The 25,607-nt window shown below is 33.6% G+C and carries 18 protein-coding genes and 1 pseudogene; 10 read left to right on the forward strand and 9 right to left on the reverse strand.

The features are described from left to right. Positions 1 to 69: 69 nt before the first annotated feature. Positions 70 to 2,856 carry an excinuclease ABC subunit UvrA gene (gene uvrA, locus E0F76_RS06490; RefSeq protein WP_132003049.1) on the reverse strand — a complete coding sequence of 929 codons (2,787 nt, stop codon included), beginning with the start codon at positions 2,854 to 2,856 and terminating at the stop codon, positions 70 to 72. A 333-nt stretch (positions 2,857 to 3,189) separates the two neighbouring features. On the opposite strand from uvrA, the gene E0F76_RS06495 reads away from it, so the two are divergent. After that, positions 3,190 to 3,777: an RNA polymerase sigma factor gene (locus E0F76_RS06495; protein ID WP_132003052.1), complete on the forward strand. Its 588-nt coding sequence runs from the start codon at positions 3,190 to 3,192 to the stop codon at positions 3,775 to 3,777. Positions 3,778 to 3,989: 212 nt separating this feature from the next. Here E0F76_RS06495 and E0F76_RS06500 read toward each other — a convergent pair whose 3' ends face one another. After that, positions 3,990 to 4,649, reverse strand: a complete 660-nt coding sequence (locus tag E0F76_RS06500) for an endonuclease III domain-containing protein (protein ID WP_132003055.1) — start codon at positions 4,647 to 4,649, stop codon at positions 3,990 to 3,992. A gap of 378 nt (positions 4,650 to 5,027) precedes the next feature. Here E0F76_RS06500 and bcp point away from each other — a divergent pair, with 378 nt between their 5' ends. After that, the gene (gene bcp, locus E0F76_RS06505) at positions 5,028 to 5,480 is read left to right on the forward strand and encodes a thioredoxin-dependent thiol peroxidase (RefSeq protein WP_132003058.1); all 453 of its coding nucleotides are present in this window, start codon (positions 5,028 to 5,030) and stop codon (positions 5,478 to 5,480) included. Between the two features lie 80 nt (positions 5,481 to 5,560). On the opposite strand, the gene E0F76_RS06510 is transcribed toward bcp, so the two are convergent. After that, positions 5,561 to 7,018: a TonB-dependent receptor gene (locus tag E0F76_RS06510; protein WP_132003061.1), complete on the reverse strand. Its 1,458-nt coding sequence runs from the start codon at positions 7,016 to 7,018 to the stop codon at positions 5,561 to 5,563. Between the two features lie 102 nt (positions 7,019 to 7,120). On the opposite strand from E0F76_RS06510, the gene E0F76_RS06515 reads away from it, so the two are divergent. Together E0F76_RS06515 and E0F76_RS06520 are read left to right on the forward strand one after the other, a co-directional pair. Continuing rightward, a complete protein-coding gene (locus tag E0F76_RS06515; protein WP_132003064.1) occupies positions 7,121 to 7,885 on the forward strand; it encodes an MBL fold metallo-hydrolase in 765 nt (254 codons plus the stop codon). A gap of 12 nt (positions 7,886 to 7,897) precedes the next feature. Continuing rightward, positions 7,898 to 8,398, forward strand: a complete 501-nt coding sequence (locus E0F76_RS06520; RefSeq protein WP_132003067.1) for a hypothetical protein — start codon at positions 7,898 to 7,900, stop codon at positions 8,396 to 8,398. A 70-nt stretch (positions 8,399 to 8,468) separates the two neighbouring features. Here E0F76_RS06520 and E0F76_RS06525 read toward each other — a convergent pair whose 3' ends face one another. The 4 genes from E0F76_RS06525 to E0F76_RS06540 all read right to left on the reverse strand — a co-directional run bounded on the left by E0F76_RS06525 (position 8,469) and on the right by E0F76_RS06540 (position 12,905). After that, entirely contained in the window at positions 8,469 to 9,110 is a 642-nt protein-coding gene (locus E0F76_RS06525; RefSeq protein WP_132003070.1) for an alpha/beta hydrolase, read from the reverse strand. Positions 9,111 to 9,166: 56 nt separating this feature from the next. Continuing rightward, positions 9,167 to 9,499 (reverse strand): hypothetical protein, encoded by a 333-nt coding sequence (locus tag E0F76_RS06530; protein ID WP_132003073.1) that lies wholly within the window; start codon positions 9,497 to 9,499, stop codon positions 9,167 to 9,169. 117 nt (positions 9,500 to 9,616) lie between these two features. Beyond that, a complete protein-coding gene (locus E0F76_RS06535) occupies positions 9,617 to 10,870 on the reverse strand; it encodes a dihydroorotase (RefSeq protein WP_132003076.1) in 1,254 nt (417 codons plus the stop codon). 106 nt (positions 10,871 to 10,976) lie between these two features. After that, a complete protein-coding gene (locus E0F76_RS06540) occupies positions 10,977 to 12,905 on the reverse strand; it encodes a vWA domain-containing protein (RefSeq protein ID WP_132003079.1) in 1,929 nt (642 codons plus the stop codon). A gap of 147 nt (positions 12,906 to 13,052) precedes the next feature. Between E0F76_RS06540 and E0F76_RS06545 the strand changes: the two genes are divergently transcribed. Continuing rightward, positions 13,053 to 14,165, forward strand: a complete 1,113-nt coding sequence (locus tag E0F76_RS06545) for a lactonase family protein (protein WP_132003082.1) — start codon at positions 13,053 to 13,055, stop codon at positions 14,163 to 14,165. Between the two features lie 67 nt (positions 14,166 to 14,232). On the opposite strand, the gene E0F76_RS06550 is transcribed toward E0F76_RS06545, so the two are convergent. Then, a complete protein-coding gene (locus E0F76_RS06550; protein ID WP_132003085.1) occupies positions 14,233 to 15,582 on the reverse strand; it encodes a DEAD/DEAH box helicase in 1,350 nt (449 codons plus the stop codon). A 272-nt stretch (positions 15,583 to 15,854) separates the two neighbouring features. Next, positions 15,855 to 18,437: a pectate lyase family protein gene (locus E0F76_RS06555; RefSeq protein ID WP_132003088.1), complete on the reverse strand. Its 2,583-nt coding sequence runs from the start codon at positions 18,435 to 18,437 to the stop codon at positions 15,855 to 15,857. A gap of 640 nt (positions 18,438 to 19,077) precedes the next feature. Here E0F76_RS06555 and E0F76_RS06560 point away from each other — a divergent pair. The 5 genes and pseudogenes from E0F76_RS06560 to E0F76_RS06580 form a co-directional block, all read left to right on the forward strand. Further along, positions 19,078 to 20,940: a DNA topoisomerase IV subunit B gene (locus E0F76_RS06560; RefSeq protein ID WP_132003091.1), complete on the forward strand. Its 1,863-nt coding sequence runs from the start codon at positions 19,078 to 19,080 to the stop codon at positions 20,938 to 20,940. Between the two features lie 21 nt (positions 20,941 to 20,961). Next, a complete protein-coding gene (locus E0F76_RS06565) occupies positions 20,962 to 22,059 on the forward strand; it encodes a PDDEXK nuclease domain-containing protein (RefSeq protein ID WP_132003094.1) in 1,098 nt (365 codons plus the stop codon). Beyond that, positions 22,060 to 24,777 carry a DNA gyrase/topoisomerase IV subunit A gene (locus E0F76_RS06570; protein ID WP_132003097.1) on the forward strand — a complete coding sequence of 906 codons (2,718 nt, stop codon included), beginning with the start codon at positions 22,060 to 22,062 and terminating at the stop codon, positions 24,775 to 24,777. It abuts the gene before it with no gap. A gap of 140 nt (positions 24,778 to 24,917) precedes the next feature. Next, complete coding sequence (locus tag E0F76_RS06575; protein ID WP_132003100.1) at positions 24,918 to 25,274, forward strand: ISAon1 family transposase N-terminal region protein; 357 nt, start codon at positions 24,918 to 24,920, stop codon at positions 25,272 to 25,274. 91 nt (positions 25,275 to 25,365) lie between these two features. Beyond that, positions 25,366 to 25,607: pseudogene (locus E0F76_RS06580) on the forward strand (ISAon1 family transposase); the annotation flags it as partial.

Genomic DNA, 25,607 nt, shown 5'->3' on the forward strand with positions numbered 1-25,607 from the left:
CACTTATTTATTGTAAAATTTTATGTTTTTATAGAGTGAATCGGACTTAAAATAGAGGATCTTAAATCATCACAATTTCTCCTTTAAATATTTCGCCGTAACGGATTTTTTGTTTTTAATAATGTCTTCTGGTGTGCCTTCGGCGAGTAATTTCCCTCCATTTTCTCCACCTTCAGGACCCAAATCAATAATCCAGTCGGCGCATTTTATCAAATCCAAATTGTGTTCAATTACTAATATTGAATGTCCTTTGTCGATTAAAGCTTCAAATGAAGCTAAGAGTTTCTTAATGTCGTGGAAATGCAGACCCGTTGTGGGTTCATCAAACACAAATAGTGCTTTTTCTTTGGTAGCTCCTTTAACTAAGAAAGAAGCCAGTTTGATGCGTTGTGCTTCACCACCAGAAAGGGTAGAAGAGGACTGTCCCAATTGCACATAACCCAAACCAACATCCTGTAATGGTTGCAATTTTTGGATGATTTTATTTTGTTTGTTAGCTGTGAAAAATGCTATCGAATCATCGACGGTCATAGTCAGAATATCATGAATGTTTTTACCATTGAAAGCAACTTCCAGCACTTCTTTTTTGAATCGTTTTCCGTTACACGTTTCGCAATGCAATTGTACGTCGGCCATAAAAACCATTTCTACATTTATGGTTCCATCACCTTTGCAGGTTTCGCAACGACCACCATCAACGTTGAAAGAAAAATGTTTGGCTTGATAACCACGGATTTTGGATAGTTTTTCTTTGGCAAATAATTCCCGAATCTCGTCATACGCTTTAATGTAGGTCACAGGATTCGAACGAGAACTTCGACCAATCGGGTTTTGATCCACGTATTCGATATGTTGAATTTTATGGTAATACCCACGCATTTCAGAAAATTGTCCGGCTTTTTCCCCCACACCATCCAGCTGTTTCTGCATTGCCGGAAATAATATTTTTTTTACTAAAGTACTTTTTCCACTACCGGAAACTCCTGTAATCACCGTCAAACATTCCAAAGGAAATTTGACATCAATATTTTGTAAATTGTTTTCTCGTGCACCAAGTATTTCAATATAATTGCTCCATTTTCGGCGAATACGAGGTGTCTTAATTTCTAAATCTCCATTCAAATATTGAGCTGTTAAAGAAGTCGATTTCAAGATTTCATCAAAAGTACCTTGTGCCACTAATTCGCCACCAAAAGTACCGGCTTCAGGACCAATATCAATAATCATATCAGCAGCTTTCATAATGTCTTCATCGTGTTCCACCACTATAACTGTATTTCCTAAATCACGCAATGATAGCAAAACTTTAATCAGGCGTTCGGTATCTTTTGGATGCAAACCAATACTAGGTTCGTCTAGAATATACATCGAACCCACCAAACTACTTCCTAATGAAGTGGCCAAATTAATGCGTTGCGATTCTCCTCCAGAAAGTGTCGCCGAATTTCTATTTAACGTCAAATAATCCAACCCAACTTCAGTCAAAAACGATAATCGGTTGTTGATTTCTACTAATAATCGTTTGGCAATTTGCTTTTCATACACATCCAATTCGATATTTTTGAAAAAAGAAACTAAATGTTTGATAGGCAAATCGACCAAATCCGACACGGTTTTAGAATTAATTTTCACATAAGAAGCTTCGATTCGCAAGCGTTTTCCTTTACAAGAGTAACATTTGGTTTTGCCACGATAACGTGAAAGCATCACCCGATTTTGAATTTTATAATTTTTTACTTCTAATTCTTTGAAGAAGGCATTCAATCCTTGAAAATAACTATTTCCAGTCCAAACCAACTCTTTTTGCGCATCCGAAAGTTCGAAAAAAGGTTTGTGAATCGGGAAATCAAATTTGTACGCGTTGTTGACTAATTCGTCCCGAAACCAGCTCATACTTTCTCCGCGCCAAGGATAAATACCGTTTTCGAAAACGGATAAAGAGGTGTTTGGGATAACCAATTCTTCGTCAATCCCGATGATGTTTCCGTAGCCTTCGCAAACCGGACAGGCTCCATAAGGATTATTAAAACTGAACAAATGAACATTGGGTTCTAAGAAAGTGATACCGTCTAATTCGAAATTATTACTGTAAGAATGCCGTTTATTAGTGTTTAATTCCTGTAAATGACAAATCCCTTTTCCTTCATAAAATGCAGTTTGCACGGCATCCGAAAGTCGATTGTAAAATTCTTCTTCATCTTTAACGATAATTCTATCGATTATAAGAAGAATGTCTTTGTTATCTAACGAATGTTCGTCGATTTGATCCAAACGCACGGTTTCATTTTCGACCAATATTCTCGAAAATCCTTGATTGAGTAAGGCTTTCAATTTGTCCTCAAGTGCTCTTCCTTTTTCAAGATGAATAGGAGCGAGGAGCAACCATTTAGTATCAATACCAAATTCTTTCACGTCTGAAATCACATCCGAAACGGTGTTTTTCTTCACTTCTTTTCCAGAAACAGGAGAAAAAGTCCGACCTACTCTGGCGAATAATAATTTGATATAATCATAAATTTCGGTAGATGTTCCAACCGTAGAACGGGCGTTAGTAGTATTTACTTTTTGTTCTATAGCAATGGCTGGCGCAATTCCCTTGATGTATTCTACTTTTGGCTTGTCAAGTCTTCCTAAAAATTGTCGAGCGTAGGAAGATAAACTTTCTACATAGCGACGCTGCCCTTCGGCATACAAAGTGTCAAAAGCCAAACTTGATTTACCAGAACCCGAAAGTCCAGTGATTACCACTAATTTGTTTCTAGGAATGGCAACATCCACATTTTTTAGATTGTGAACTTGCGCTCCTTTGATAATAATATTTTTCTTAGGATCGAGTGTTGAAAGGTCAATTTGCATATGAAAACCGAATTTTCACAAAAGTAATCAATTTTAAAATGAGAACGGCCACTGAATAAATCACAATTTTCATCAGCAAAAACAGTTTTTAGAAATTTATAACCTAAAAAGTAATGTGTTTGTGGGTTTGTAGAAACGGTTTTACCACTGAAAAGGTATACGGTTTTCTAAAGGTTGTGTTTTTTTTAACTTAATTTTATAGATTTCACTTGTTCCTTAAGATAAAAAATTGTTAATTTGTAAATTAATTAATATCAAAAAATCATTAGCCTATACTATATAACTACTTTTTAGAGGAACACCCCATTCAATTTAAACTAAAAAAGTAATGCTATGGCTAATAATATACAACTTCCAGACTCTTTATTAATAAAGAACTATGTCGAAGGCGACGAAAGCGCTTTAACCATTTTGATTAATAGACATCAATCAAAAATTTTCGGTTTTATTTATTCTAAAATCTCTGATCGGGATATTTCGAATGATATTTTTCAAGATACATTTATTAAAGTGATTAAAACGTTAAAATCTCGAGCGTATAATGAAGAAGGTAAATTCTTGCCTTGGGTTATGCGAATTGCACATAACCTTATCATTGATCATTTTAGGAAAAATAAAAAAATGCCAATGTATCGAGAAACTGAGGAATTTTCCATTTTTTCTATTATGTCTGACGATTCTCTTACTATAGAAAATCAAATTATCAAAGATCAAGTCGAAATTGATGTTAAAAAACTTATCGAAGAACTTCCTGCTGATCAAAAAGAAGTTCTAATGATGCGCATGTATCAAGACATGAGTTTTAAAGAAATTTCAGAAATAACAGGCGTTAGTATCAATACAGCCCTAGGAAGAATGCGTTATGCATTGATGAATATGAGAAAAGTGATTGAAAAACATCAAATTGTTTTAACAAATTAATACTAGATTGAACTTTTTTGCGTTCTAATATAAAATTTAAACGTTATTAGAATATGGCAAAAATTTACTCCACGAAAATAGTAGCTAATAAGGCACTAAAACCTAAAAAAGAAACTGTTTCTTTTTTATTAAATTACTCAAAAGCGTTAAGCATTATAAAAGTAAAGAGTTTTAGTTTCGAAATTATGGCTAACTAGGAAAACGTCCCGAAATTATCGGGACGTTTTTTTATAGTACTCTTCCAAAACAGATTTTTTACCAATAGTTTTTGTGATGACGTCTTTCTCTAAATCCCATCCTCGAGCGGGTGAATATTCTCTTCCGTACCAAATCATTTGAAGGTGTAAATCATTCCAAGTTTTCTCAGGAAATATACGTTTGGCATCTTTTTCGGTCTGAACTACGTTTTTACCATTAGATAAATTCCAACGATACATCAAGCGGTGAATGTGTGTATCCACTGGAAATGCAGGAACACCAAATGCTTGTGACATTACCACACTTGCCGTTTTGTGTCCCACAGCTGGAAACTCTTCTAAGCTTTCAAAACTCTGAGGAACTACGCCTCCATGTTTGTCAATCAAAATGTGTGATAAACCATGAATACCTTTTGATTTCATTGGCGACAAGCCACAAGGGCGAATAATTTCCTTGATCTCCTCGACAGTCATTTTTATCATATCATACGGATTATCGGCTTTGGCAAAAAGAATTGGCGTAATTTGATTCACCCGAACATCTGTACATTGTGCCGAAAGCAAAACAGCAATCAACAAAGTATAAGGGTCTTTGTGATTTAAAGGTATTGGGATTTCAGGATAAAGTTCTTTTAACGTATTTATAACAAATGTTACACGCTCTTGCTTGGTCATTATCATTAAATTTGAAGGGTAAAGAAAAGCAATTTCAATGGCAAAGTCAAAATATATCAGAAGTTAATAATCATTTGGGCCTAATCCAGCTGTACGCTACAAGTCCTCCCTCAAAAAACTTTTTTTCTAATGCAATAAAGGAGCTTCCTTTGGTCGCTCTTTATTAGCAAGAAAAAATAGTTTTTTTTCAGTCCGGGCTTTCCACTTCCATCTGGGGCAGGACAATAGGAATAACAATGACAATGACAATGACAATATCAATAAGAATGGCATTGGAAATAAGAATGGCAATAGCAATGTCAAAAAATATTTTTTAATTCTAAAATCTGTATTCTCTTTTCTATAATCTAAAATCAGCAATCTAAAATCTAAAATAAAATGACAACACTACTAAAAGGAGACCAAGCGCCTGAATTTTTAGGAATTGATCAAGATGGGAATGAACATAAACTAGCAGATTACAAAGGGAAAAAGTTAGTAGTTTTCTTTTACCCAAAAGCAAGTACGCCTGGTTGTACCGCCGAAGCTTGTGATCTAAGAGATAATTTCGAACGATTCCAAGCCAATAACTTTGCGCTGCTAGGTGTAAGCGCTGATACACCAAAAGCGCAATTAAAATTCAAAGAAAAATTCAACTTTCCGTTTCCATTATTAGCAGATGAGGATAAATCTGTAATAAAGGCCTTTGGAGTCTGGGGGCCTAAGAAATTTATGGGAAAAGAATACGATGGAATTCATAGAACTACATTTGTAATTGATGAAAACGGAATTATTGACGAGGTCATTTCAGAAGTAAAAACAAAGGAACATGCCGCTCAAATCTTGAAATAAATCCAATTAGTAAATTGATAACAAAAAAAAAGGTCGATAAAAATTATTTTATCGACCTTTTTATAGTGATTTTGTGAAGGCTAATTAGAATTTACTTTCTCATTGGGAGAATATCCAAAAAGACGTTTTTTCTTGATGATTTCAGCTACACCACTAGGAAGCATTGTTTCCCAGCCTATTTTGTTCGAACTAATCATTTTTAATACTTCGCGAGAGAAAACCTCTAGATGTGCTGGATTGAAATTGGAGATATCAACCACTTTTCCATTAAATTTAAAGAATTTGTATAGTTCCTTCATTCTAGGATGAACTCGTAGCGTCTCGGAATTCATTATTTGTCCGTTTTGATCAATCATAGGATACAAATACACTTTCAAATCACGATAGAACAATTTTCCAAATGCCTCCAAGATTCCACCACTTAAATGGCGGTAATATTTTTCATCAAAAATATCAACTAAATTATTCACACCCATTGCTAAGCCCATTCTGGCTTTGGTGTATTTAGAAAAGTATTCAACCACTTTATAATATTCTTGAAAATTGGAAATCATTACCGTTTGTCCTAATGAGCAAAGCAATTCGGCACGATCCATAAAATCTTTCTCGTCTATTTCACCGTCAGAACGTAAGTTAGATAGTGTGATTTCAAAAATAACCAACGTATTTTGCTCATCCACTTTTCTTTCCTTCAAAAATATTTTTAAAGATTCTTCATACATATCCATATTTACTTTAGTAACAGGACGGAAACTTCCTCTTAAAGTAAGAATATTTTTTTTGTATAAAATAGCTGCAGGCAGGATGTTCTTTCCTTGTGGGTCAAAAATAACCGCATCTGTCATTCCGTTTTTTACCAATTGCAAACTCATCAATCGATTGTCAACATCTTTAAAACGGGGTCCAGAGAAATTTATAGTATCAATCTCAAGCTGGTCTTTGTCTAAATGATCGTATAAATAACGCAACAACTTTTTAGGGTCATTGTGTTTATAAAAGGCACCGTATATTAAATTTACTCCAAGAACGCCTAAAGTTTCTTGTTGCAACCTCACATCAGTTTCTTTAAAACGAATATGTATAATAATATCATTATAGGCTTCTTCTGGCTCTAATTGAAAACTAATTCCAACCCATCCGTGACCTTTAAATTGTTTTGCAAAATCAATAGTTGAAACGGTGTTAGCATAGCTAAAAAACATTTTATTAGGATGTTTTTCTCTACTTAAACGCTTTTCCATTAAATCTACTTCGTGATTAAGTATTTTCTTTAACCTGCTTTCAGTTACATATCTACCGTCTTTTTCAGAACCATAAACAGCATCACTAAAATCTTTGTCATAAGCTGACATCGCTTTTGCAATAGTTCCTGAGGAACCTCCAGATCTAAAAAAATGTCTTACCGTTTCTTGTCCAGCTCCAATTTCAGCAAATGTCCCGTAAATATTTTCGTTCAAATTAATACGTAGTGCTTTGTCTTTTATAGAAGGAATTTGTTCGATGACTTTGTCACCCTTCAGTTTTATTTCTGTTCCCATTTCTTTAAATTCAGCTAGTTTACTGCAAAGTTAATTAAATCCATTACTTATGAAAGATAAATAAACCTATTTTTGTAAAATAATTTAGTAAAAAAACACTTAATGAATGTATATTTTTTAGGAACTGGAACTTCACAAGGAATACCTGTTATTGGTAGCAATCATCCGGTTTGTTTAAGTACTGATTTAAAGGACAAAAGACTAAGAGTTTCGGTTTGGATTTCTTGGGAAAATTATTCTTATATTATAGATTGCGGACCCGATTTCAGACAGCAAATGTTGGTTTCAAAATGCCAAAAAGTAGATGGTATTTTATTCACTCATGAGCATGCAGATCATACTGCTGGTATGGATGATATTCGCCCATTTAATTTCAAACAAGGAGAAATTCCCATTTTTGCCCATAATCGTGTAATAGAAAATCTTATAAAACGATTTGATTATATTTTTGAAACTAAAAATAGATATCCAGGCGCACCTTCTGTTAAAACTATTGAAGTTGTCAATAATTATCCTTTTGCTATTGGAAATAAAACTGCAATTCCAATCAATGTGATGCATGGAAACCTTCCGATTTTTGGTTACAGAATAGATGATTTTGCCTATTTGACTGATGTAAAAACGATAGAAAAAAGCGAGAGAGACAAATTGAAAAACTTGAAAGTCTTAGTTGTAAATGCTTTGCGTGAAGAACATCATAATACTCATTTTAACTTGCAGGAGGCACTTGATTTTATAGATTTAATACAACCTCAAAAGACTTATATCACGCATATCAGTCATGTACTTGGTTTTCACGAAGAAGTACAACAAAAGCTGCCAAAAAACGTTTATTTGGCTTATGACAACTTAGAAATTACTATTTAATATTTTTTTAAAATGAAAAAATCGTTCCTGCTTTATTTATTTATTCTTGTGCTGTTACTGAATGTTTTTACCTATATGTATTTGAGTAAAGAATTGGATTTTGAACAAAAGAAATTTGCAAATTTAGAAAAGAGAATGAAAGAGAATTTGGAAAAAAACACTGCGCTTTTGGCCGATGCCAATTATTTCTCTTTGGCTAAAAATGAAAATGCTCAAAATTATTTTAATCCTGATAATGCCACAAAAACCATTCAGGTCGAAAAATTGATACCTTTTGTAACCGAAAAATTATTGGATTTAAACTCCAATCCTAAAGGAAATCCATTTGTTGGTCAAGATCAAATTGGTGCCAATAAATTTATCATCAACAAAGTAAGGATTCTAAATCACCGCTGGATTATTGCTGATTTTAGTGACGGCGAATATTGGGGCGAAGTATTATTGAAGTATTTCATCAACGAAGATGAAACGGTTTCATTTGAAACTATTCAGTCTTTGTTATATCAGAAATAGTATTCAGTGTTCCGGTTTTTAACAATCAGTTGAGTACTGAATATTAAAAAACGGAACACTGACCACTTCCTTAAAGTAGCCAAGCTTTGAAATCATGAAAGTTTTGAGGGGAAACTCCATGTCCAATTGGATATTCTTTATAAGTAGTATTGATTCCTAATTTCTCTAAAAATGGTAATGATTTTCGTCCCCATTCCACAGGAATTACTTGGTCGACTGTGCCGTGTGAGGCAAATATTTTTAAATTCGAAAATGAATTTCGTAAGTAATTTTTTTCTAGAATTTCTTCATTGATATAACCGCTCATCGCAACAACTTTTTGCACTTTTTCGGGATGCGAAAGCGCTACTGCATAGCTTAAAATAGTGCCTTGGCTGAAGCCAATTAAAGTCACATTTGAAGCATCAATAGAAAAATTTTCAACCAATTCATCGATAAAACAGGCAATCAAATCTCTTGAGGTTCGAGCTTGATCATTGTCTGAAAATTTGTTTTGATCAGCATCAAAATTAATGGCATACCAGGCGTAACTCCCATATTGAATGTCGTAAGGCGCACGAGCTGAAACAATATAATAATCTTCTGGAAGTTCCGTTGCGAAAGAAAATAAATCGGCTTCGTTGCTGCCGTAGCCATGAATCAAAAGTAAAAGTGGGTTTTTTTCTAATTTTATTTTGGGTTCTCTTATTAGATATTCTAGTGATAATTTCATAATTAGTGTTCAGTGTTCAGTGTTCAGTTTTTTGTATTCAGTATTGGAATTTTAATTTAAGAAATGCTTTTAAACCATTTTTGAAAATAATTACCCAACAATGGAACAGGTTTTGATTCGCCATTGATCGCGCTAAAAATCCCGTAAGTCCACAAAACAGAAAGGAAAATCCACATGGATATAGAGATCATCGGATTATCAAAATTGCTGATGATTAGTCCTAATGAGATAAATGTGATGGATAAGCCAAGTGCTTGTCGAATATGAAACGAAGCAAATGAGCTTTTGTCTTCTGCGGTGTTCATAGACATAGCAATGAATACTCCTATGATTAAAATATAGCTTGTTATTGCTGCTGTTTTTCCTTTTTCGATGTTGTTGTTTTCCATATTTTTTAATCACTGAGTTCACAAAGTTTTTTTACACAAAGTTTACAAAGTATTTATTTAGTTGAGTTTAATTTTAGTGTCCTTTGTGCCTTCTTGGTGCACCTAGTGTTTAATTTTTTAGTTTAAAACGAGCTGTCCTTGATTGACAATTCCATATACTTTTCCTTTGATTTCAGTCCCAAGAAAAGTTGAGTTTTTTGATTTGGATAAAATATTTTTTTTATTGAAAACACTTTTACCTTCTGGAGTGAAGAGTGTAATATTGGCTTTTTTACCTTCGGAAATGGATTGATTTTCAATACCAAAAACTGATTTACCAAGGGTTAGTTTTCCGATTATTTTGTCCAAAGGCATAACGGTTAATAAAGCTCCAAAAGCAGTTTCCAAGCCTATTGTGCCATTTTTAGCCATATCAAATTCCATTTTTTTATGTTCAATGTCAATCGGATTATGGTCAGATGTAATCATGTCAATTGTATTATCGAGAACTCCTTTTAGAAGTGCTTTCCTATCTTTTTCATTTCGCAACGGTGGTGATACTTTGAATCTTGTATCAAAATTTTCTAGTTTCTCGTCGGTTAGCACTAAATGATGCACTGAAACGCTACAAGTCACATTCAATCCTTTGGCTTTGGCTTTTTTTATTAATTGTACTGATTTTGCTGTCGAAATAGTAGGAATATGTAGTTTTCCACCCGTGTATTCCAATAGAAATAAGTTTCGGGTGATTTGTAATTCTTCGGCAAGATTTGGGATTCCTTTTAATCCTAATCGGGTAGAAACAGTACCTTCATTGGCAACTCCGTTTCCTTTTATGTTAGCATCTTGGGCAAAAGCGATGACAACGCCATCGAAATCTTGGGTATATTGCAAGGCTATTTTGAGCAAATTAGCATTGTTTAAACTCTTATTATAATCTCCAAAAGCCACTGCTCCCGCATTTTTCATGTCGAATAATTCAGCCATATCTTTTCCTTCGCTACCTTTTGTCAAAGCACCAATAGGGAAAAGTTGTGTAGCAAATCCATTGGATTTGCTTTTCACAAAATTAATTTGGGATTGGTTGTCAATAATCGGGTAGGAGTTGGGTTGCAATGCAATTGCGGTGAAACCACTACGAGCGGCAACATTTAAACCATTGGCAATTGTTTCTCGGTCTTCAAAACCAGGTTCTCCAAGAGAAACACTACTGTCAAACCAACCTTGTGATACATGTAAATTGTCTAGTTTTACTTCTTCGGCATTTTCTGTGTTTTGAATCGAAGTTCCAATTTTTTTGATTACTTCATCAACTATTAAAATGTCAACTTTTATGTTGTGAAAAGGACTTTCGGAATCGATAATTGTTGCTTCCCGGATGATTATTTTCATAATGCGTACTAATTATTTAGGTTCTCTTCTTATTATTGAACTTATTTTTCACAATGAATTCCACAAATTGTTTTATATAAATTAGTGTTATTTATGGCGAACTTTTTTACTTCACAAATCGTATTATTGCCATTTCTATTACTAGAAAAAGCAATGCAAAGATAACAAACCATTTCCAAATCGGACTGTCAGTTCTATCTGTTTGCATGGTATTAAAAACGGTTTCTATGGAATCGATTATTTTATAGTCTGAAAGAACCTCTTTACTGATTTGATTTAGATTACTTTCACTTCGATTGTAATTAAAACTGATATTTTCGATACGTTCTTTTTGTTTATAAATGCCCCAATTTCCAGCTTGTTCTGGATAATCATTAAATGTCAACTGTACTTTATTATTGAGGATTTGTTGAATTGGGATGAAAGTTTCAGTCTCGTTTTTTACATTCAAAATTTCATCTTTAGATAAATTGGCATCAACCAAAAAGGGAATGTTATTTCCAATTGTCAGCGCTTTTATTCCATTTTTACGGTTGTTATATGCCATTTTATAAAAAGTTGGAACAATTAAAGGTGATTTTTGAAAATTAGAATTTTCACTATTAATTGGTGCTGCAAAAATATAAACAGCAGAAATAGGATTGCGCATCGAAGTCAAAAAAGGTGTTTGATCTTCATAATTTAAAACCGCAGGATTTTTGCTAGTTATTCCAAATGATTTTTGTGTCTTTGGATATTGAAAATTAGTGATTTTATTTTCGAAAACATTAGCATATAACGGATGATTAAAATTAATTTTAGTGACCAATTTTTCATTGTTTTCTAAAGGTTTGAATTGAATGGTGCCAAAATTCATCAAAAAAGTATTCAAATTTGCGATTCTAATTTGAACAGAAGGAATAATTATAAGATTCCCTCCTTTATTAACAAACGATTTTAAAGTGGTTTGAAGTGCTAGTGGAATTTCATCCAATTCATTCAGTATAATGGCATCTTGTTTGTCGAGTGAATTATAATCTAAGGTCTTAATATCAAAATTTTGGTAAATAAATTCATCGCTAGTGTAAATTCTAGAAAGAAAATTACTTTTTTCGGTTGAACCAATACTGATTACCTTGCTTTTTTCTGGTTTTGAAATTGTAAAAAATAAGGTATTGTCATAATCTAAGCCATTATCTGTAATGGAGGCATAGCCGTGGAAATCAGTTTTTGGAATTGTAAAATAGATTGTTTTTTGTTTGCTTTCGAACTTGGTCAATGTCTTTGCTATCAATTTATTTTGATTGTACAATGCTACTGGAATAGGATTATTTTCTTCTCCAAAAGCGGATAATTTTAGTCCAATTTCATAGAAATCATCCAAGGTTTGATGAATAAAAACACTGTCAATTGAAACATTATTTTCGTGTTCTGATTTTGGAATGATAAAATAAGTATTAAATGAATTGTCGATGCTTTTCAATTGAGTTGATTCTAAGCCGACAGCATCAGTTATGATTAAAACATCTTTGTTAAAAGCTGATTTTCGTGAATTTATTTTTGCCATAGCGCTTTCCAGTTGAAAAGGCAAAGCGCTGTATTTTAGATTTTGTAATTCTCTTTGAATTGATTTTATATCGGTATTCCAAAAAGTTTGGGAATTCGTAATTAAAGAAAAAGTTTGATTTTCAGGCGTGTTTTCCAATAATTCCTGTACCGCTCTTTTGAGAAGTTCCCCTTTTTGACCTTTGGCTTGCATCGAAAAGGAATTGTCCAGAACAATATACATTTCGTTGGAACTGTTTTTTGTGTCTTTGGCAAGAAAAAAAGGTTGTGCAAAAGCGATAATAATAAAAGTCAATAGTAACAAACGAGTAGCTAAAAGCAGCCATTTTTTGATTTTGGAACTCTTTCTAGTTTGAATGGAAAGTTCTTTAAGAAAACGTACGTTGGTGAAATATTCCTTTTTGAAACGTCGCAATTGAAAGAGATGAACCAGAATTGGTATAACCAGTAAAAATAGGAAATAGAGAATTTCTGGATGTTTGAATTGCATTCTTTTGTTTAGTTTACTTCACAAGACTTTAATATAAGGGGAGTTCTGTGAATTTAATTTTTCAAAAATACAAATTTGTATACTATAGTAGGTTAAGTTTGCCGTATTTTTGTTTTCTAATTTCATTCTTACTTTATTCTTACTATTATGAAAAACAACTTTACAATTCTACTTTCTATTTTTGCTTTATTCTTTGTACAAGCACAGGAAAATAAGTTCAATTTGGTTGTTGGTACTTATACCAAAAGCTGTGATAGCAAAGGAATTTATGTTTACGAATTTGACTCTAATTCTGCGGATTACAATTTAAAAAGCAGCACCGATAACATTATAAATCCTAGTTATTTGACTGTTTCAAATGATAATAAATTTGTCTATTCTGTTAGTGAGAATGATAAAAAAAGTGCGGTAAGTGCTTTTAAATTTGATTCAAAAAGTGGAAAACTAGACTTAATCAATTCAGAATTCTCAAAAGGACAAAATTGTTGTTATATTATTAATAATGATAAAAACGTAATTACGGCCAATTATTCTAGTGGAAGTATTTCGGTTTTTGGTAAAAATAATGACGGAAGTATTACTGAAGTGAAACAAGTCGTGCAACACATAGGCAAAGGAATTAACGAAAAACGTCAAGAAGCGGCTCATGCTCATATGGTGTATTTTTCGCCAGACAAAAAATATGTTTTGGCCAATGATTTAGGTACTGATAAAGTATATGTGTATCAATACAACCCAAATGTTGGCAGCGAAATTTTGAAATTAAAAAATACGGTTTCAGTCAATCCTGGAGGTGGTCCGAGACATTTGACATTTAGTAAAGACGGAAAATTTGTTTATTTATTACAGGAATTGGACGGAAAAATCATAGTTTTTAGATATTCAAATGGAAATTTAAAAAAGATAGATGAGGCAAGTGTTGTATCAAAAGATTTTAAAGGAACATTTACTGCAGCCGATATTCATATTTCTCCAGACGGAAAATTTCTATATGCCACAAACAGAAAAGAAGCTAATGATATTTCGTTTTTTAAAATACTTAAAAACGGAAAATTAAATTATGAAGGGCGCACTAGTACATTGGGCGATGGACCTCGAAATTTCGCTATAGATCCAACAGGGAATTTCCTTTTGGTAGGACATCAATATTCAAATAATATAGTGATATTCAAGAGAAATAAAGAAACGGGAATTCTAACGGATACGGGTAAGAAAATTGAATTGTGTTCTCCAGTTTGTTTGGTTTTTACTAAAATTTAGTATTCGTGGTCAGTTTTTAGTGTTCAGTGATATTAATTACTGACCACTAAAAACTGACCATTGACCACTATTTCTTGTCCTTGCGTTTTTTGGCTTGGTTTTTCAACATATTTCTGTTGACAGATCCGTGCGTTTTCTTTTTAGTAACACCAGGTCCACCGAGATTGACTTTTTTATTCTTTTTGCTTTTTTCTTGAAAAGCACCATCACCTTCCAATTTTTGTTTTTTCATTAAGAACTTAATCGGCTGTCTGTCTTTTTCGGGTTCAATAAGTTTAGATGAAATTTCTACTTCTGATGGAAAATCTGCTATTGCTAATTCCATGTCCATCAATAATTCAATAGCAAATTTAAATTCGTCTTCACGAGGAGCAATTAAACTGATAGCCGAACCTTTAGCATCTGCACGACCAGTACGTCCAATACGGTGCATGTATAATTCCGGAAGTTCTGGCATCTCGAAGTTGATAACATGCGTAATATTGGAAATATCCAAACCTCTCGCCATAATATCGGTAGTGATTAGTCCGCGAAGATTACCTTCTTGGAAAGAAGCCATTGTACTCAAACGATAATTTTGGGATTTATTGGAGTGGATTACCCCAAATTGACCCTCAAAATCTTCCTCGATACGTTCGTGAACCATATCTGAAATTTTCTTGTTATTCACAAAAACCAAAACACGACTCATGTTTTCATTAGTCTGTAATAAATGCTTTAGTAAATTGATTTTGGTATTAAAGTTAGGTACTTGATAAGAAATTTGTGTGATGTTTTCCAACGGTGTTCCTGATGCCGAAAGTGTTACTTCTTCAGGATAATCAAAATAATCATTCAAAATGGCATCTACTTCATCTGTCATCGTAGCCGAAAACAAGATGTTTTGGCGTCTTTTAGGCATCATTGCCAAAATAGCGGTCAATTGAGTACGGAAACCTAAATTTAACATTTCGTCGAACTCATCGATGACCAATTTTTGCATTTCTTCAAAACGGATTACATTGTCTAATGTTAAATCCATTACACGTCCGGGAGTACCCACAAGGATATCACAACCGGTATAAACGGTAGTTTTTTGTGTATTAATGTTAACACCTCCAAAAATACCAACAGTACGAACCGACATGTATTTAGTCAGTTTTTCTACTTCCTCTACTACCTGAACGACCAATTCCCTTGTTGGAACTAGAATTACTATTTTGGGCGTATGACCAGGTGTAAATTTGTACAGTTTTAATAATGGTAATAAATAAGCAAACGTTTTACCGGTTCCAGTTTGTGCAATCCCCATCATATCGCGTCCTGACATTATCACAGAAAAAGTTTTTTCCTGAATAGGAGTAGGCGTTACAAATCCTAAATCATCAATAGCTTTTTGTACAGATTTAGGTAGATTGAATTGTTCGAAAGTGGTCATAAAACGTAAATTTTGTGCAAAGGTACGCTAAATTGATGGTTAGATGGTTAGAATGTTAGTGTATTCGGAAATTAGAAAAATATAAAATTCTAATTATCAGTATTTGTACCCTTCAAAAACTCCTAATCTAATTATTAAAACTCTTTATTAAAGGATAATTTGTGGGGAGCTCGCAAGGATAGCGATTTATTTAAAGCTTATTGCTATTTGAAACATAAAAAAAACTCGCTTAAATTGCTTTAAGCGAGGTTTGGTATTATTTGTTAAAAATATTATTTTTTAATAATCTTTTGAGTAAATGAACCTTGATCAGTAGTTACAACAACTACATAACTTCCTGCATTTAGATTGCTTAGATCGATACTTTTTACTTCATTTGGTATATTTTTTACCAAAGCTCCTGTTAAACTGAAAATCATAATATTTTCAATTTGAGCATTGGCAGAAGACAAGAATAAATTAGTTGAAACAGGATTTGGATATAAATTCAATTGTATAGGTTGAACATTATTTCCTAAACCAAGAGTTGCATCGTATTTAGTTTTTATGTAGTAAAGATTGGTAGTACCTCCTTTATTTATAACATAAGTTCCAGCAGGAAGTGATGGCACAGTAACTATACCATTCACTGCAGTATAAGTAGTGGTCGCTCCGGCAGTAGTACCAACAGATATTTTAATAGTACCTACAAAAGATGGGTCAAAAACTAAAGTTAATGTCGAGGTTGCAATTGTTGTATACGTGATTGATGTGGTTGGCAAAGATTCTATTTTTAAACGAGCAGTCATTGTTAAACCATCATAAGTGGCAGAACCAGCAGTAGAATTCATGTTTCCAGTGATAGAATAAAAAGTACTTGTTTTTCCTGATACAGTAAAGTTGTGTATTTCGTCGCTTGGAGTACTTCCTGCTAGGGTAATGCTTCCAGTAGAAGAGGCTGGTGTACCAGCGGCACCACTAGTGGTAACCGTATAAGATACATTTGCTGTAGGCGTTCCAGAAATGGTAATTGTCTTGTTTACAGCATCTTTTGCAAAAGTAATTCCTGATGCAGGTAATCCAGAAACAGAAGCGTCTGTAGCATCACCACCCCAAATAAAGATCATTGGATCAATCGCAGCATTGCTAGCAACAGTTTGATTATTATCTGTAGATGTTGTCAATGTTTGGCTGCTAATCACTTCTGGAATTTCACCTTGTACCGCTACCATACTTGATGTATAATTGGTAAGTGCACTCTTCAATCCTGTAATTACAGCGTAAGATTTGTCATCTACAGAATTATTAAAAGTCCAAATCAAATCACCTCCTGAAATACGACCAGCTAATTGCATAACCTTAGTTTTTGCTACTGCAGGTTCATCAATCACTAAATTTTTCACATATAATGCTGCTGAAGTGTCGAAGTTGTTGTATGTATTTCCTCCTATTTTAGAAATGACCGTACTAGGAACAATTTCTCCTCTAGTAGCAGAAACATAGGCATCAAAATCAGTAGTAGAATTTGTTTTACCAGCAACATTGAAAAGTGGGTTTGGATCAGCATAAGCAACAAAACGCATGGGATTAGTAGCAATGTCAGTGTCAAAAATATTATTGAAGGCTTTAATCATACCTCCAGCTTCACCTGAAAAAGTTCCTTGGTTTCCTGGGTCATTTGCTTGTTTTGCTTCACTCCAAACATCAGTTCCTTGTAAGGAAATCATCATAGGGTTTTTAGCATTACGGTAATAATTGCCTTCAACAAATAAAGAGGATCCCAAAGTAGAACCTGATCCGTATTTTGCATTTCCATCAAAATAGTTATTATAAATGTGAGCAGAGTAAAAACGAACGCGTGGATGACGAGAATCAGAGTGGTCAAACCAGTTGTGATGATACGTAACATACAAACCTACTGTTGTGCCTTCGCTAAGTCCTAACAAACTTGCTTTTCCGTTATCCCAAAAGTGATTATAGGAAAAGGTACAAAATGTAGTTCCTTTATTGTCTAATGCGCCATCACCTTTTATTTGGTCTGCATCGCTACCTGCATTTCCATAAAACAGATCGCAATTATGTACCCAAATATGATCGTTGTCTTGTTGCATTCCCACATTGTCACCAGCAGTACTATCGCAGTTCATAAATCCAAGATTATTAACTTCGATGTTAGAAGCTGCTTTAAGTCTAATCCCCATGCCATTTACAACTGCATCAGAACCCACACCTTCTATAGTAATATAACTGTTTATATTATTAGCATTTTCAATAGTGATATCGCCACCTTCCATTACGGTCATATCAGTAATATTACCAATCAAACGGATGATAAACGGACGAGTGTCTTTCCCTTTTTTGATGCCATACAATATGTTTTGTAAGCCTATACACGGGTTTTTACTCGCTCCAGTAATATTCATTGAAACTGTATTTTTTGTATTTTGTGAGATATAAATAATTACCGCTCCTGATTTAGGAGTTCCATCAGCTTTATATCCTCCAGGAACTCGACCGCCATCAAAAGCAAATCCATTACGATCTTGGGCAACAACAGTTAAACTAGTAGTTGTGGTCCCAGTTCCTTCAACATTAGCTGTGACAGGCTTTATAGTAAGGGTATAGGTTCCTGCAGCAAGACCCGGAACATCAGCACGAAAATAAGTACCATAACTACGAATCAATTGATTATCGATTTTCATGTTCACTTGGCCTCCACCTGTATAATATACATTATAGCTATCAACTCCAGCAACTGGAGCCCATTTTACGAAAGCAGATTCAAGCCATCCGGCCGATTCATTTATTGTTATTGATTGAGCTCCTATTTGGAGTGAAGTCAATAAAATTGATACATAAAATAATAGTTTTTTCATAGTTCAAAAATTAATTAGTTTGTTGGGTTTTATAGTTTTTTAATTATCATGTTTAGAAATTAATTTCAGCTTGTATCTGTAATTTAATTTATTGTGTAATCGATTACGCAAATGTATACTTTTTTTTCATTTATGCAAAAAAATTAGTAAATAATTATCGTAATCATTATTTATGTAGTTAATTTCTTTACAATATGCTTCATTATTAAGTATTTGGTTAAATAAAATTAACTAGTTCTTGTATAGACCTATTTTTTTGAATGCATTTAATGATATTTTAAATTATTAAATGATTTATTTCATTCAATTAAACTTTAAATTAATTATAATAAATTGTATATCAAGAATTTTACTTGAAATATTTAGGTGTTTTATTTGATTGTATTAATATTCGAACAATGCATACAAATAAGCAAAGAGTTAAGATGATTGGCATGTCTTCTTTTACGTTTAAAGAGGCTATTGTTTAATTTAACGTCGGTATTAAAAAATATAAAAATCATCTGTAAATATCATTATTGATAAATTTGACATTTCCCTCTTTCAAATTTTATCAAATTATACTATATTAGCACACTCGAGGTCTATTGGAAAAGCTTAGACCGTAAAAAAAACGCAGTTAAAATCGATAATTTTTAAAATGTCCGATCAAAATCAATATACCGAAGATAATATTCGGTCACTAGACTGGAAAGAACACATCAGAATGCGTCCCGGAATGTACATTGGTAAACTCGGTGACGGTTCTTCATCTGACGATGGTATTTATATTCTTCTAAAAGAAGTCTTAGACAATTGTATCGATGAATTCGTTATGGGAGCTGGGAAAACTATCGAGGTAACCATTAAGGACAAAACGGTTACGGTACGTGATTATGGTCGTGGAATTCCACTTGGAAAAGTGATTGATGTTGTTTCAAAAATGAATACGGGTGGAAAGTATGATTCTTTGGCGTTCAAGAAATCAGTTGGTTTGAATGGTGTGGGAACGAAAGCGGTAAATGCTTTGTCTAATTATTTCCGCGTAGAATCGGTTCGTGATGAGAAGCAAAAAGCGGCCGAATTTTCTGGAGGAAACTTGGTTCTTGATGAAGATATAATTGAAACAACAAAGCGTAAAGGAACTAAAGTTATTTTTATTCCAGATGAAGCTATTTTTAAAAATTATAAATTCAGAAATGAATATGTAATTAAAATGCTCAAAAACTATTGTTATTTGAACAATGGATTGACTATTTTATTTAATGGTGAAAAATATTTCTCTGAAAATGGATTGAAAGATTTATTGGAAGAAACCATTAATGTCGAAGATTTAGAATATCCAATTATTCACCTGAAAGGCGACGATATTGAAATTGCATTAACACATAGTAAAACCCAATATTCAGAAGAATACCATTCGTTTGTAAATGGTCAAAATACAACACAAGGAGGAACACATTTAGCCGCTTATCGCGAAGCTATTGTAAAAACGATTCGAGAATATTACAACAAACCTTTTGAAGCTTCGGACGTTCGAAAATCCATTGTTACTGCGATTAGTATCAAAGTGATGGAACCTGTTTTCGAATCGCAAACCAAAACCAAACTTGGTTCTACAGATATAGGTTCAGAGCCTGGAATGCCATCGGTTCGTACTTTTGTCAATGATTTTGTAAAAAATAAATTAGACAGTTTTTTGCATAAAAACCCTGCAACTGCCGATGCACTTTTGCGGAAAATTCTTCAAGCAGAACGCGAACGTAAAGAATTATCTGGAATTCGAAAATTAGCCAAAGACAGAGCTAAAAAATCAAATTTACACAACAAGAAATTAAGGGATTGCCGTGCACATCTTACCGATACTAAAAACCCAAGAAATTTAGAAAGTACCCTTTTTATTACCGAGGGAGATTCGGCATCAGGTTCAATCACAAAATCGAGAGATGTAAACACTCAAGCGGTTTTTAGTTTGCGTGGAAAACCTTTGAATTGTTATGGAATGAGCAAGAAAATTGTGTATGAAAACGAAGAATTCAATCTCTTGCAGGCGGCTTTGGATATCGAAGACGATATGGAAAATTTGCGTTACAACAACATCGTAATTGCTACAGATGCCGATGTCGATGGAATGCATATTCGATTGTTATTGATTACTTTTTTCCTTCAATTTTTCCCAGAATTAATCAAGGAAGGCCATTTGTATATTTTGCAAACACCTTTGTTTAGAGTTCGAAATAAGAAAGAAACCATTTATTGCTATTCGGATGAAGAACGAAAAGCGGCTATCGAAAAATTAAAACCAAAACCAGAAATCACCCGATTTAAAGGATTGGGGGAAATATCGCCAGACGAATTCAAGAATTTTATTGGTGAAACTATCCGCTTAGATCCAATTATGATGGATAAAAATACCTCAGTAGAGCAATTGTTGTCTTTCTATATGGGTAAAAACACACCAGATCGACAAGAATTTATCATCAAGAATTTGAAGGTGGAATTGGATACAATAGAGGCAAATTAATACTAGTTTAAAAACATAATTTTGTCAAAAGAGCTTCAAAATAAAATCCTTTTCCAACAAGTTGTTGCGTTATTGCAAAATGCTCGACAACAAGTTTTGCGTGCAGTAAATTCGACTATGGTTTGTACCTATTTCGAAATCGGAAGGATGATTGTCGAAGAAGAACAAAGTGGAAAAGATCGGGCAGAATACGGAAAACAAATTTTAAAAGGGCTGTCTCAAGATTTGAAAAAGGAATTTGGAAAAGGATTTTCTTTGAGGAATTTAGAGCAAATTAGAAAGTTTTATTTGATTTATTCAAAATCAGCATTACTGTTGAGGATTTTAGATAATCAAAAAACGCAGACAGTGTCTGCGCAATTACTTGATAACATTTCGCAGACAATGTCTGCGGAATTAAATGCTCAAACATTATTTTCTATTTTCAAATTATCATGGTCTCATTATTCGTTTCTAATGCGAATTGAAGATGAAAAGGAAAGACGGTTCTACGAAATAGAATCTGAGAAATACAACTGGAGTGTACGAGAATTAAAAAGACAGTATGATTCGGCTCTTTATACAAGATTGGCTTTAAGTCGAGATAAGGAAGGTGTAATGAAACTTTCTGAGAAAGGGCAAATTATTGAGAAACCTCGTGATATTATCAAAGATCCTTATATATTGGAGTTTTTGGGATTACCAGAATTGCATCAGTATTCTGAAAATGAATTGGAAGAAGAAATTATCAATAAACTAGAGCATTTTCTATTAGAATTAGGTCACGGTTTTACATTTGTTGCAAGACAAAAAAGAATCACTTTTGACGACAAACATTTCCGAATTGATTTGGTTTTTTATAATCGGGTTCTAAAAAGTTTTGTATTGATCGACTTAAAAATAGGAGAATTAAAGCACCAAGATTTGGGTCAGATGCAAATGTATGTCAATTATTACGACAGAGAAAAACGCATAGAAGGCGAAAATAAAACCATTGGAATTGTGCTTTGTCAAAACAAAAGTGACTTAGTTGTTGAATATACTTTACCAGAAAATAACGAGCAAATTTTTGCTAGCAAATACAAAACAGTTCTGCCAAGCAGAGAAGATTTAATAAAATTAATTTCGGAATCAAAATAAATGAAAGACGAAGACGAAGAAAATAGCATCCCAAACGAAGACGATGGAAACGAAACTAACGAAGAGTTAGACGACTCAAAGAACGAAGAAGGCTTTGAAGACATTAAGACTTCGGGTGGAATGCACCATTTTTACGAGAATAATAGCGACGAAAGCGATACCATTACCAAAGTTACAGGAATGTATAAGGATTGGTTTTTGGATTATGCTTCCTATGTGATTTTGGAACGAGCAGTTCCCGCAATTGAGGATGGTTTTAAACCCGTTCAACGTAGAATTATGCATTCGTTAAAGGAATTAGATGACGGTCGTTACAACAAGGTAGCGAACGTGGTTGGTCACACCATGCAGTATCATCCACACGGAGATCAAAGTATTGGTGATGCCATGGTGCAAATTGGCCAAAAAGAGTTGTTGATCGATTGCCAGGGAAACTGGGGAAATATCCTCACAGGTGATAGTGCTGCGGCTTCTCGTTACATTGAAGCACGATTGTCGAAGTTTGCACTAGAAGTATTGTATTCTCCAAAAATCACTGATTGGGGTGTTTCCTATGATGGTCGTCGTGCCGAACCGAATAATCTTCCTGTAAAATTTCCGTTGCTTCTCGCTCAAGGTGCTGAAGGGATTGCAGTGGGGCTTTCTACGAAAGTTTTGCCTCATAATTTTAATGAATTAATTGATTCTTCTATAAAAATATTGAAAGGAAAACCATTCCAGATTTTCCCCGATTTTATGACTGCTGGAATTGCGGATGTATCCAATTATAATGATGGAATGCGTGGCGGACGTGTTCGTGTTCGTGCGAGAATTGCCCAATTAGACAAAAATACTTTGGTCATTACCCAAATTCCGTTTTCGACTAATACGACGACATTAATCGACAGTATTCTGAAAGCCAATGACAAGGGGAAAATCAAAATCAAGAAAATTGAAGATAATACAGCTGCTGATGTTGAGATATTAATTCATCTTTTTCCCGGAGTTTCACCAGACAAAACGATAGACGCCTTATTTGCTTTTACTGGTTGTGAAACCTCGGTAGCACCATTAGGATGTGTTATTGAAGACAATAAACCGCTATTTGTAGGGGTTTCTAAAATGTTGGAAATTTCTACAGCCAGAACGGTGCAATTGTTGAAAAGTGAACTCGAAATTCAATTGAGTGAACTTGAGGAACAATGGCATTTTCTTTCGTTGGAACGTATTTTTATCGAAAATAAAATATATCGTGACATTGAAGACAAAACGACTCGTGAAGATGTAATAAAAGCGGTAGACGATGGATTAAAACCTTTTACCAAAAACTTAAAAAGAGCCGTTACTGAAGAAGATATTCTTCGTTTGTTGGATATCCGAATTATGCGTATTTCGAAATTTGACAGCGATAAAGCACAAAATAAAATTGAAGCTCTAGAAGGTGATATAGAACAAGTAAAATATGATTTAGAACATCTTATCGAATTTGCGATTGCTTATTTTACCAAATTAAAAGAGAAATACGGAAAAGGTCGGGAACGCCAAACCGAATTGCGGAGTTTCGATAATATTGAAGCCACAAAAGTAGCTTTGCGAAATACGAAACTATTTGTGAATAGGGAAGAAGGCTTCATAGGAACTGGATTGAAGAAAGATGAATATGTTACCGATTGTTCAGATATAGATGATGTGATTGTTTTTCTACGAGACGGAAATATGATGATTTGCAAAGTTGATGACAAGAAGTTTGTGGGCAAAGACATTATTCACATCGCCATTTTTGACAAAAGCGACAAACGAACGATTTACAATATGATTTACCGAGATGGAAAATCAGGGCCATCCTACATAAAACGTTTCAATGTTTCAGGAGTGACACGGGATAAATTATACGATTTGACTAATGGAACGAAAGGTTCTCAAATTCTTTATTTTACCTGCAATAGAAATGGAGAAGCCGAAGTAATTACGATTATTTTGCGCCAAATAGGAAGTATTAAAAAATTGAAATGGGATGTTGATTTTGCCAATATAGCCATAAAAGGTCGTGCTTCTAAAGGGAATATTGTCTCTAAATATCCAATTAAGAAAATTGAAATCAAAGAAAAAGGGATTTCAACCTTGAGACCAAGAAAGATTTGGTTTGATGATACGGTACAAAAATTAAACGTTGATGCTAGAGGAGAATTATTAGGAGAATTTAGACCCAATGACAAAATTCTGGTAATTTCTCAAAGTGGAAAACTAAAAGTATTTACACCGGAATTAACTACACATTTTGATGAAGATATGGTTGTTTTAGAGAAATGGCATCCTAAAAAACCGATTTCTGCTATTTATTATGACGGAGAAAAAGAGCGCTATTACATCAAACGCTTTTTGGTGGAAACCGAAAACAAAGAGGAAAGTTTTATTACGGAACATCCGAAATCACAATTAGAAATAGTTTCAACAGATTATCGTCCAATGGCCGAATTGATTTTTCCGAAAATTAAAGGAGTTCAAAAAGAAACTCAATTGGTAGATATTGAAAGTTTTATTGCTGTAAAAGGATTTAAAGCTTTAGGAAATCAATTGACGACAGATAAATTGAAGCAAGTCAATCTTTTGGAGCCATTGCCTTATGAAGAGCCAGAAGAAGTAGTTCCGGAAGAGCTAGAAGTTGAAGGTGATACTGGAGTAGGGGAGGACAATGGTGATGTGCAGCTAGATGAAGACGGGCAAATCACTTTGTTTTAATAATCATTTATACCACAAAAAAACAGGAACAGATTTAAAAATTCTGTTCCTGTTTTTTTGTGGTAAATTCTATTGGATCAAGTCTAAAAGTTGTGGGGAAATATTAAATTTCGATATTTGTATTTCAAAATTATATAGAAATGCAAGACTCTTTTATTGAACTTCTCAAATTGTTATTACCTGAAATTATTGTTGATTATTTCGAACTTACTTCCTATAAAAAAGGGGAAGAAATTCTTCATCTTTATTTAAAAGAGATCAATTCTATACGCAAAGAATATCGTCAAGCTAAATTAAGCTCCAAAGGTTTTTTTGATGAGATAACTGTTCAAGACTTTCCTATTCGTGGACATCAGGTTTATCTGCACATCACTCGCAGAAGATGGCTTAATGAAGATACAGGAAAAGTCGTTTTTAGAGATTGGAATTTAGTAGCAGACGGAACTCGGGTAACACAGGAGTTTGCGTCTTTTTTAAAAGAAATCAATAGATTCTAAGCCTAATGATTGCAATGCTATTGCTTCTTTCTACGGTGTAAGCGGTAAGAATCTACAACATCAGTACAAAGATTTCTTAAGTGATTTTAAAATGTGGAATCAAAAACCACACGCAAAAAAATGGCTTATTTTCCCAGATAACATTGGAAAACGATTATCAATAGACGAAACCTCCTTATCTAATGGCGAACTCTATACAATTCTAACTAATAAGTCAGCCAAAGGTAAAAAAGGAACTATAGTAGCAATGGTTGCTGGAACTAAAGCTGAAACTGTGATTGCTATCATTGAAAAAATACCGCTTAAACAACGAAATCTAGTTACCGAAATAAC

Origin of the sequence: Flavobacterium cellulosilyticum, from assembly GCF_004349355.1 — a bacterium.
In the GTDB taxonomy this organism is placed as follows: domain Bacteria; phylum Bacteroidota; class Bacteroidia; order Flavobacteriales; family Flavobacteriaceae; genus Flavobacterium; species Flavobacterium cellulosilyticum.

What these genes read in the sequence shown, in the direction of transcription:
- uvrA (WP_132003049.1), bottom strand. Translation starts at nt 2,856, where the DNA reads ATGCAAATTGACCTTTCAACACTCGATCCTAAGAAAAATATTATTATC.
- E0F76_RS06495 (WP_132003052.1), top strand. Translation starts at nt 3,190, where the DNA reads ATGGCTAATAATATACAACTTCCAGACTCTTTATTAATAAAGAACTAT.
- E0F76_RS06500 (WP_132003055.1), bottom strand. Translation starts at nt 4,649, where the DNA reads ATGACCAAGCAAGAGCGTGTAACATTTGTTATAAATACGTTAAAAGAA.
- bcp (WP_132003058.1), top strand. Translation starts at nt 5,028, where the DNA reads ATGACAACACTACTAAAAGGAGACCAAGCGCCTGAATTTTTAGGAATT.
- E0F76_RS06510 (WP_132003061.1), bottom strand. Translation starts at nt 7,018, where the DNA reads ATGGGAACAGAAATAAAACTGAAGGGTGACAAAGTCATCGAACAAATT.
- E0F76_RS06515 (WP_132003064.1), top strand. Translation starts at nt 7,121, where the DNA reads ATGAATGTATATTTTTTAGGAACTGGAACTTCACAAGGAATACCTGTT.
- E0F76_RS06520 (WP_132003067.1), top strand. Translation starts at nt 7,898, where the DNA reads ATGAAAAAATCGTTCCTGCTTTATTTATTTATTCTTGTGCTGTTACTG.
- E0F76_RS06525 (WP_132003070.1), bottom strand. Translation starts at nt 9,110, where the DNA reads ATGAAATTATCACTAGAATATCTAATAAGAGAACCCAAAATAAAATTA.
- E0F76_RS06530 (WP_132003073.1), bottom strand. Translation starts at nt 9,499, where the DNA reads ATGGAAAACAACAACATCGAAAAAGGAAAAACAGCAGCAATAACAAGC.
- E0F76_RS06535 (WP_132003076.1), bottom strand. Translation starts at nt 10,870, where the DNA reads ATGAAAATAATCATCCGGGAAGCAACAATTATCGATTCCGAAAGTCCT.
- E0F76_RS06540 (WP_132003079.1), bottom strand. Translation starts at nt 12,905, where the DNA reads ATGCAATTCAAACATCCAGAAATTCTCTATTTCCTATTTTTACTGGTT.
- E0F76_RS06545 (WP_132003082.1), top strand. Translation starts at nt 13,053, where the DNA reads ATGAAAAACAACTTTACAATTCTACTTTCTATTTTTGCTTTATTCTTT.
- E0F76_RS06550 (WP_132003085.1), bottom strand. Translation starts at nt 15,582, where the DNA reads ATGACCACTTTCGAACAATTCAATCTACCTAAATCTGTACAAAAAGCT.
- E0F76_RS06555 (WP_132003088.1), bottom strand. Translation starts at nt 18,437, where the DNA reads ATGAAAAAACTATTATTTTATGTATCAATTTTATTGACTTCACTCCAA.
- E0F76_RS06560 (WP_132003091.1), top strand. Translation starts at nt 19,078, where the DNA reads ATGTCCGATCAAAATCAATATACCGAAGATAATATTCGGTCACTAGAC.
- E0F76_RS06570 (WP_132003097.1), top strand. Translation starts at nt 22,060, where the DNA reads ATGAAAGACGAAGACGAAGAAAATAGCATCCCAAACGAAGACGATGGA.
- E0F76_RS06575 (WP_132003100.1), top strand. Translation starts at nt 24,918, where the DNA reads ATGCAAGACTCTTTTATTGAACTTCTCAAATTGTTATTACCTGAAATT.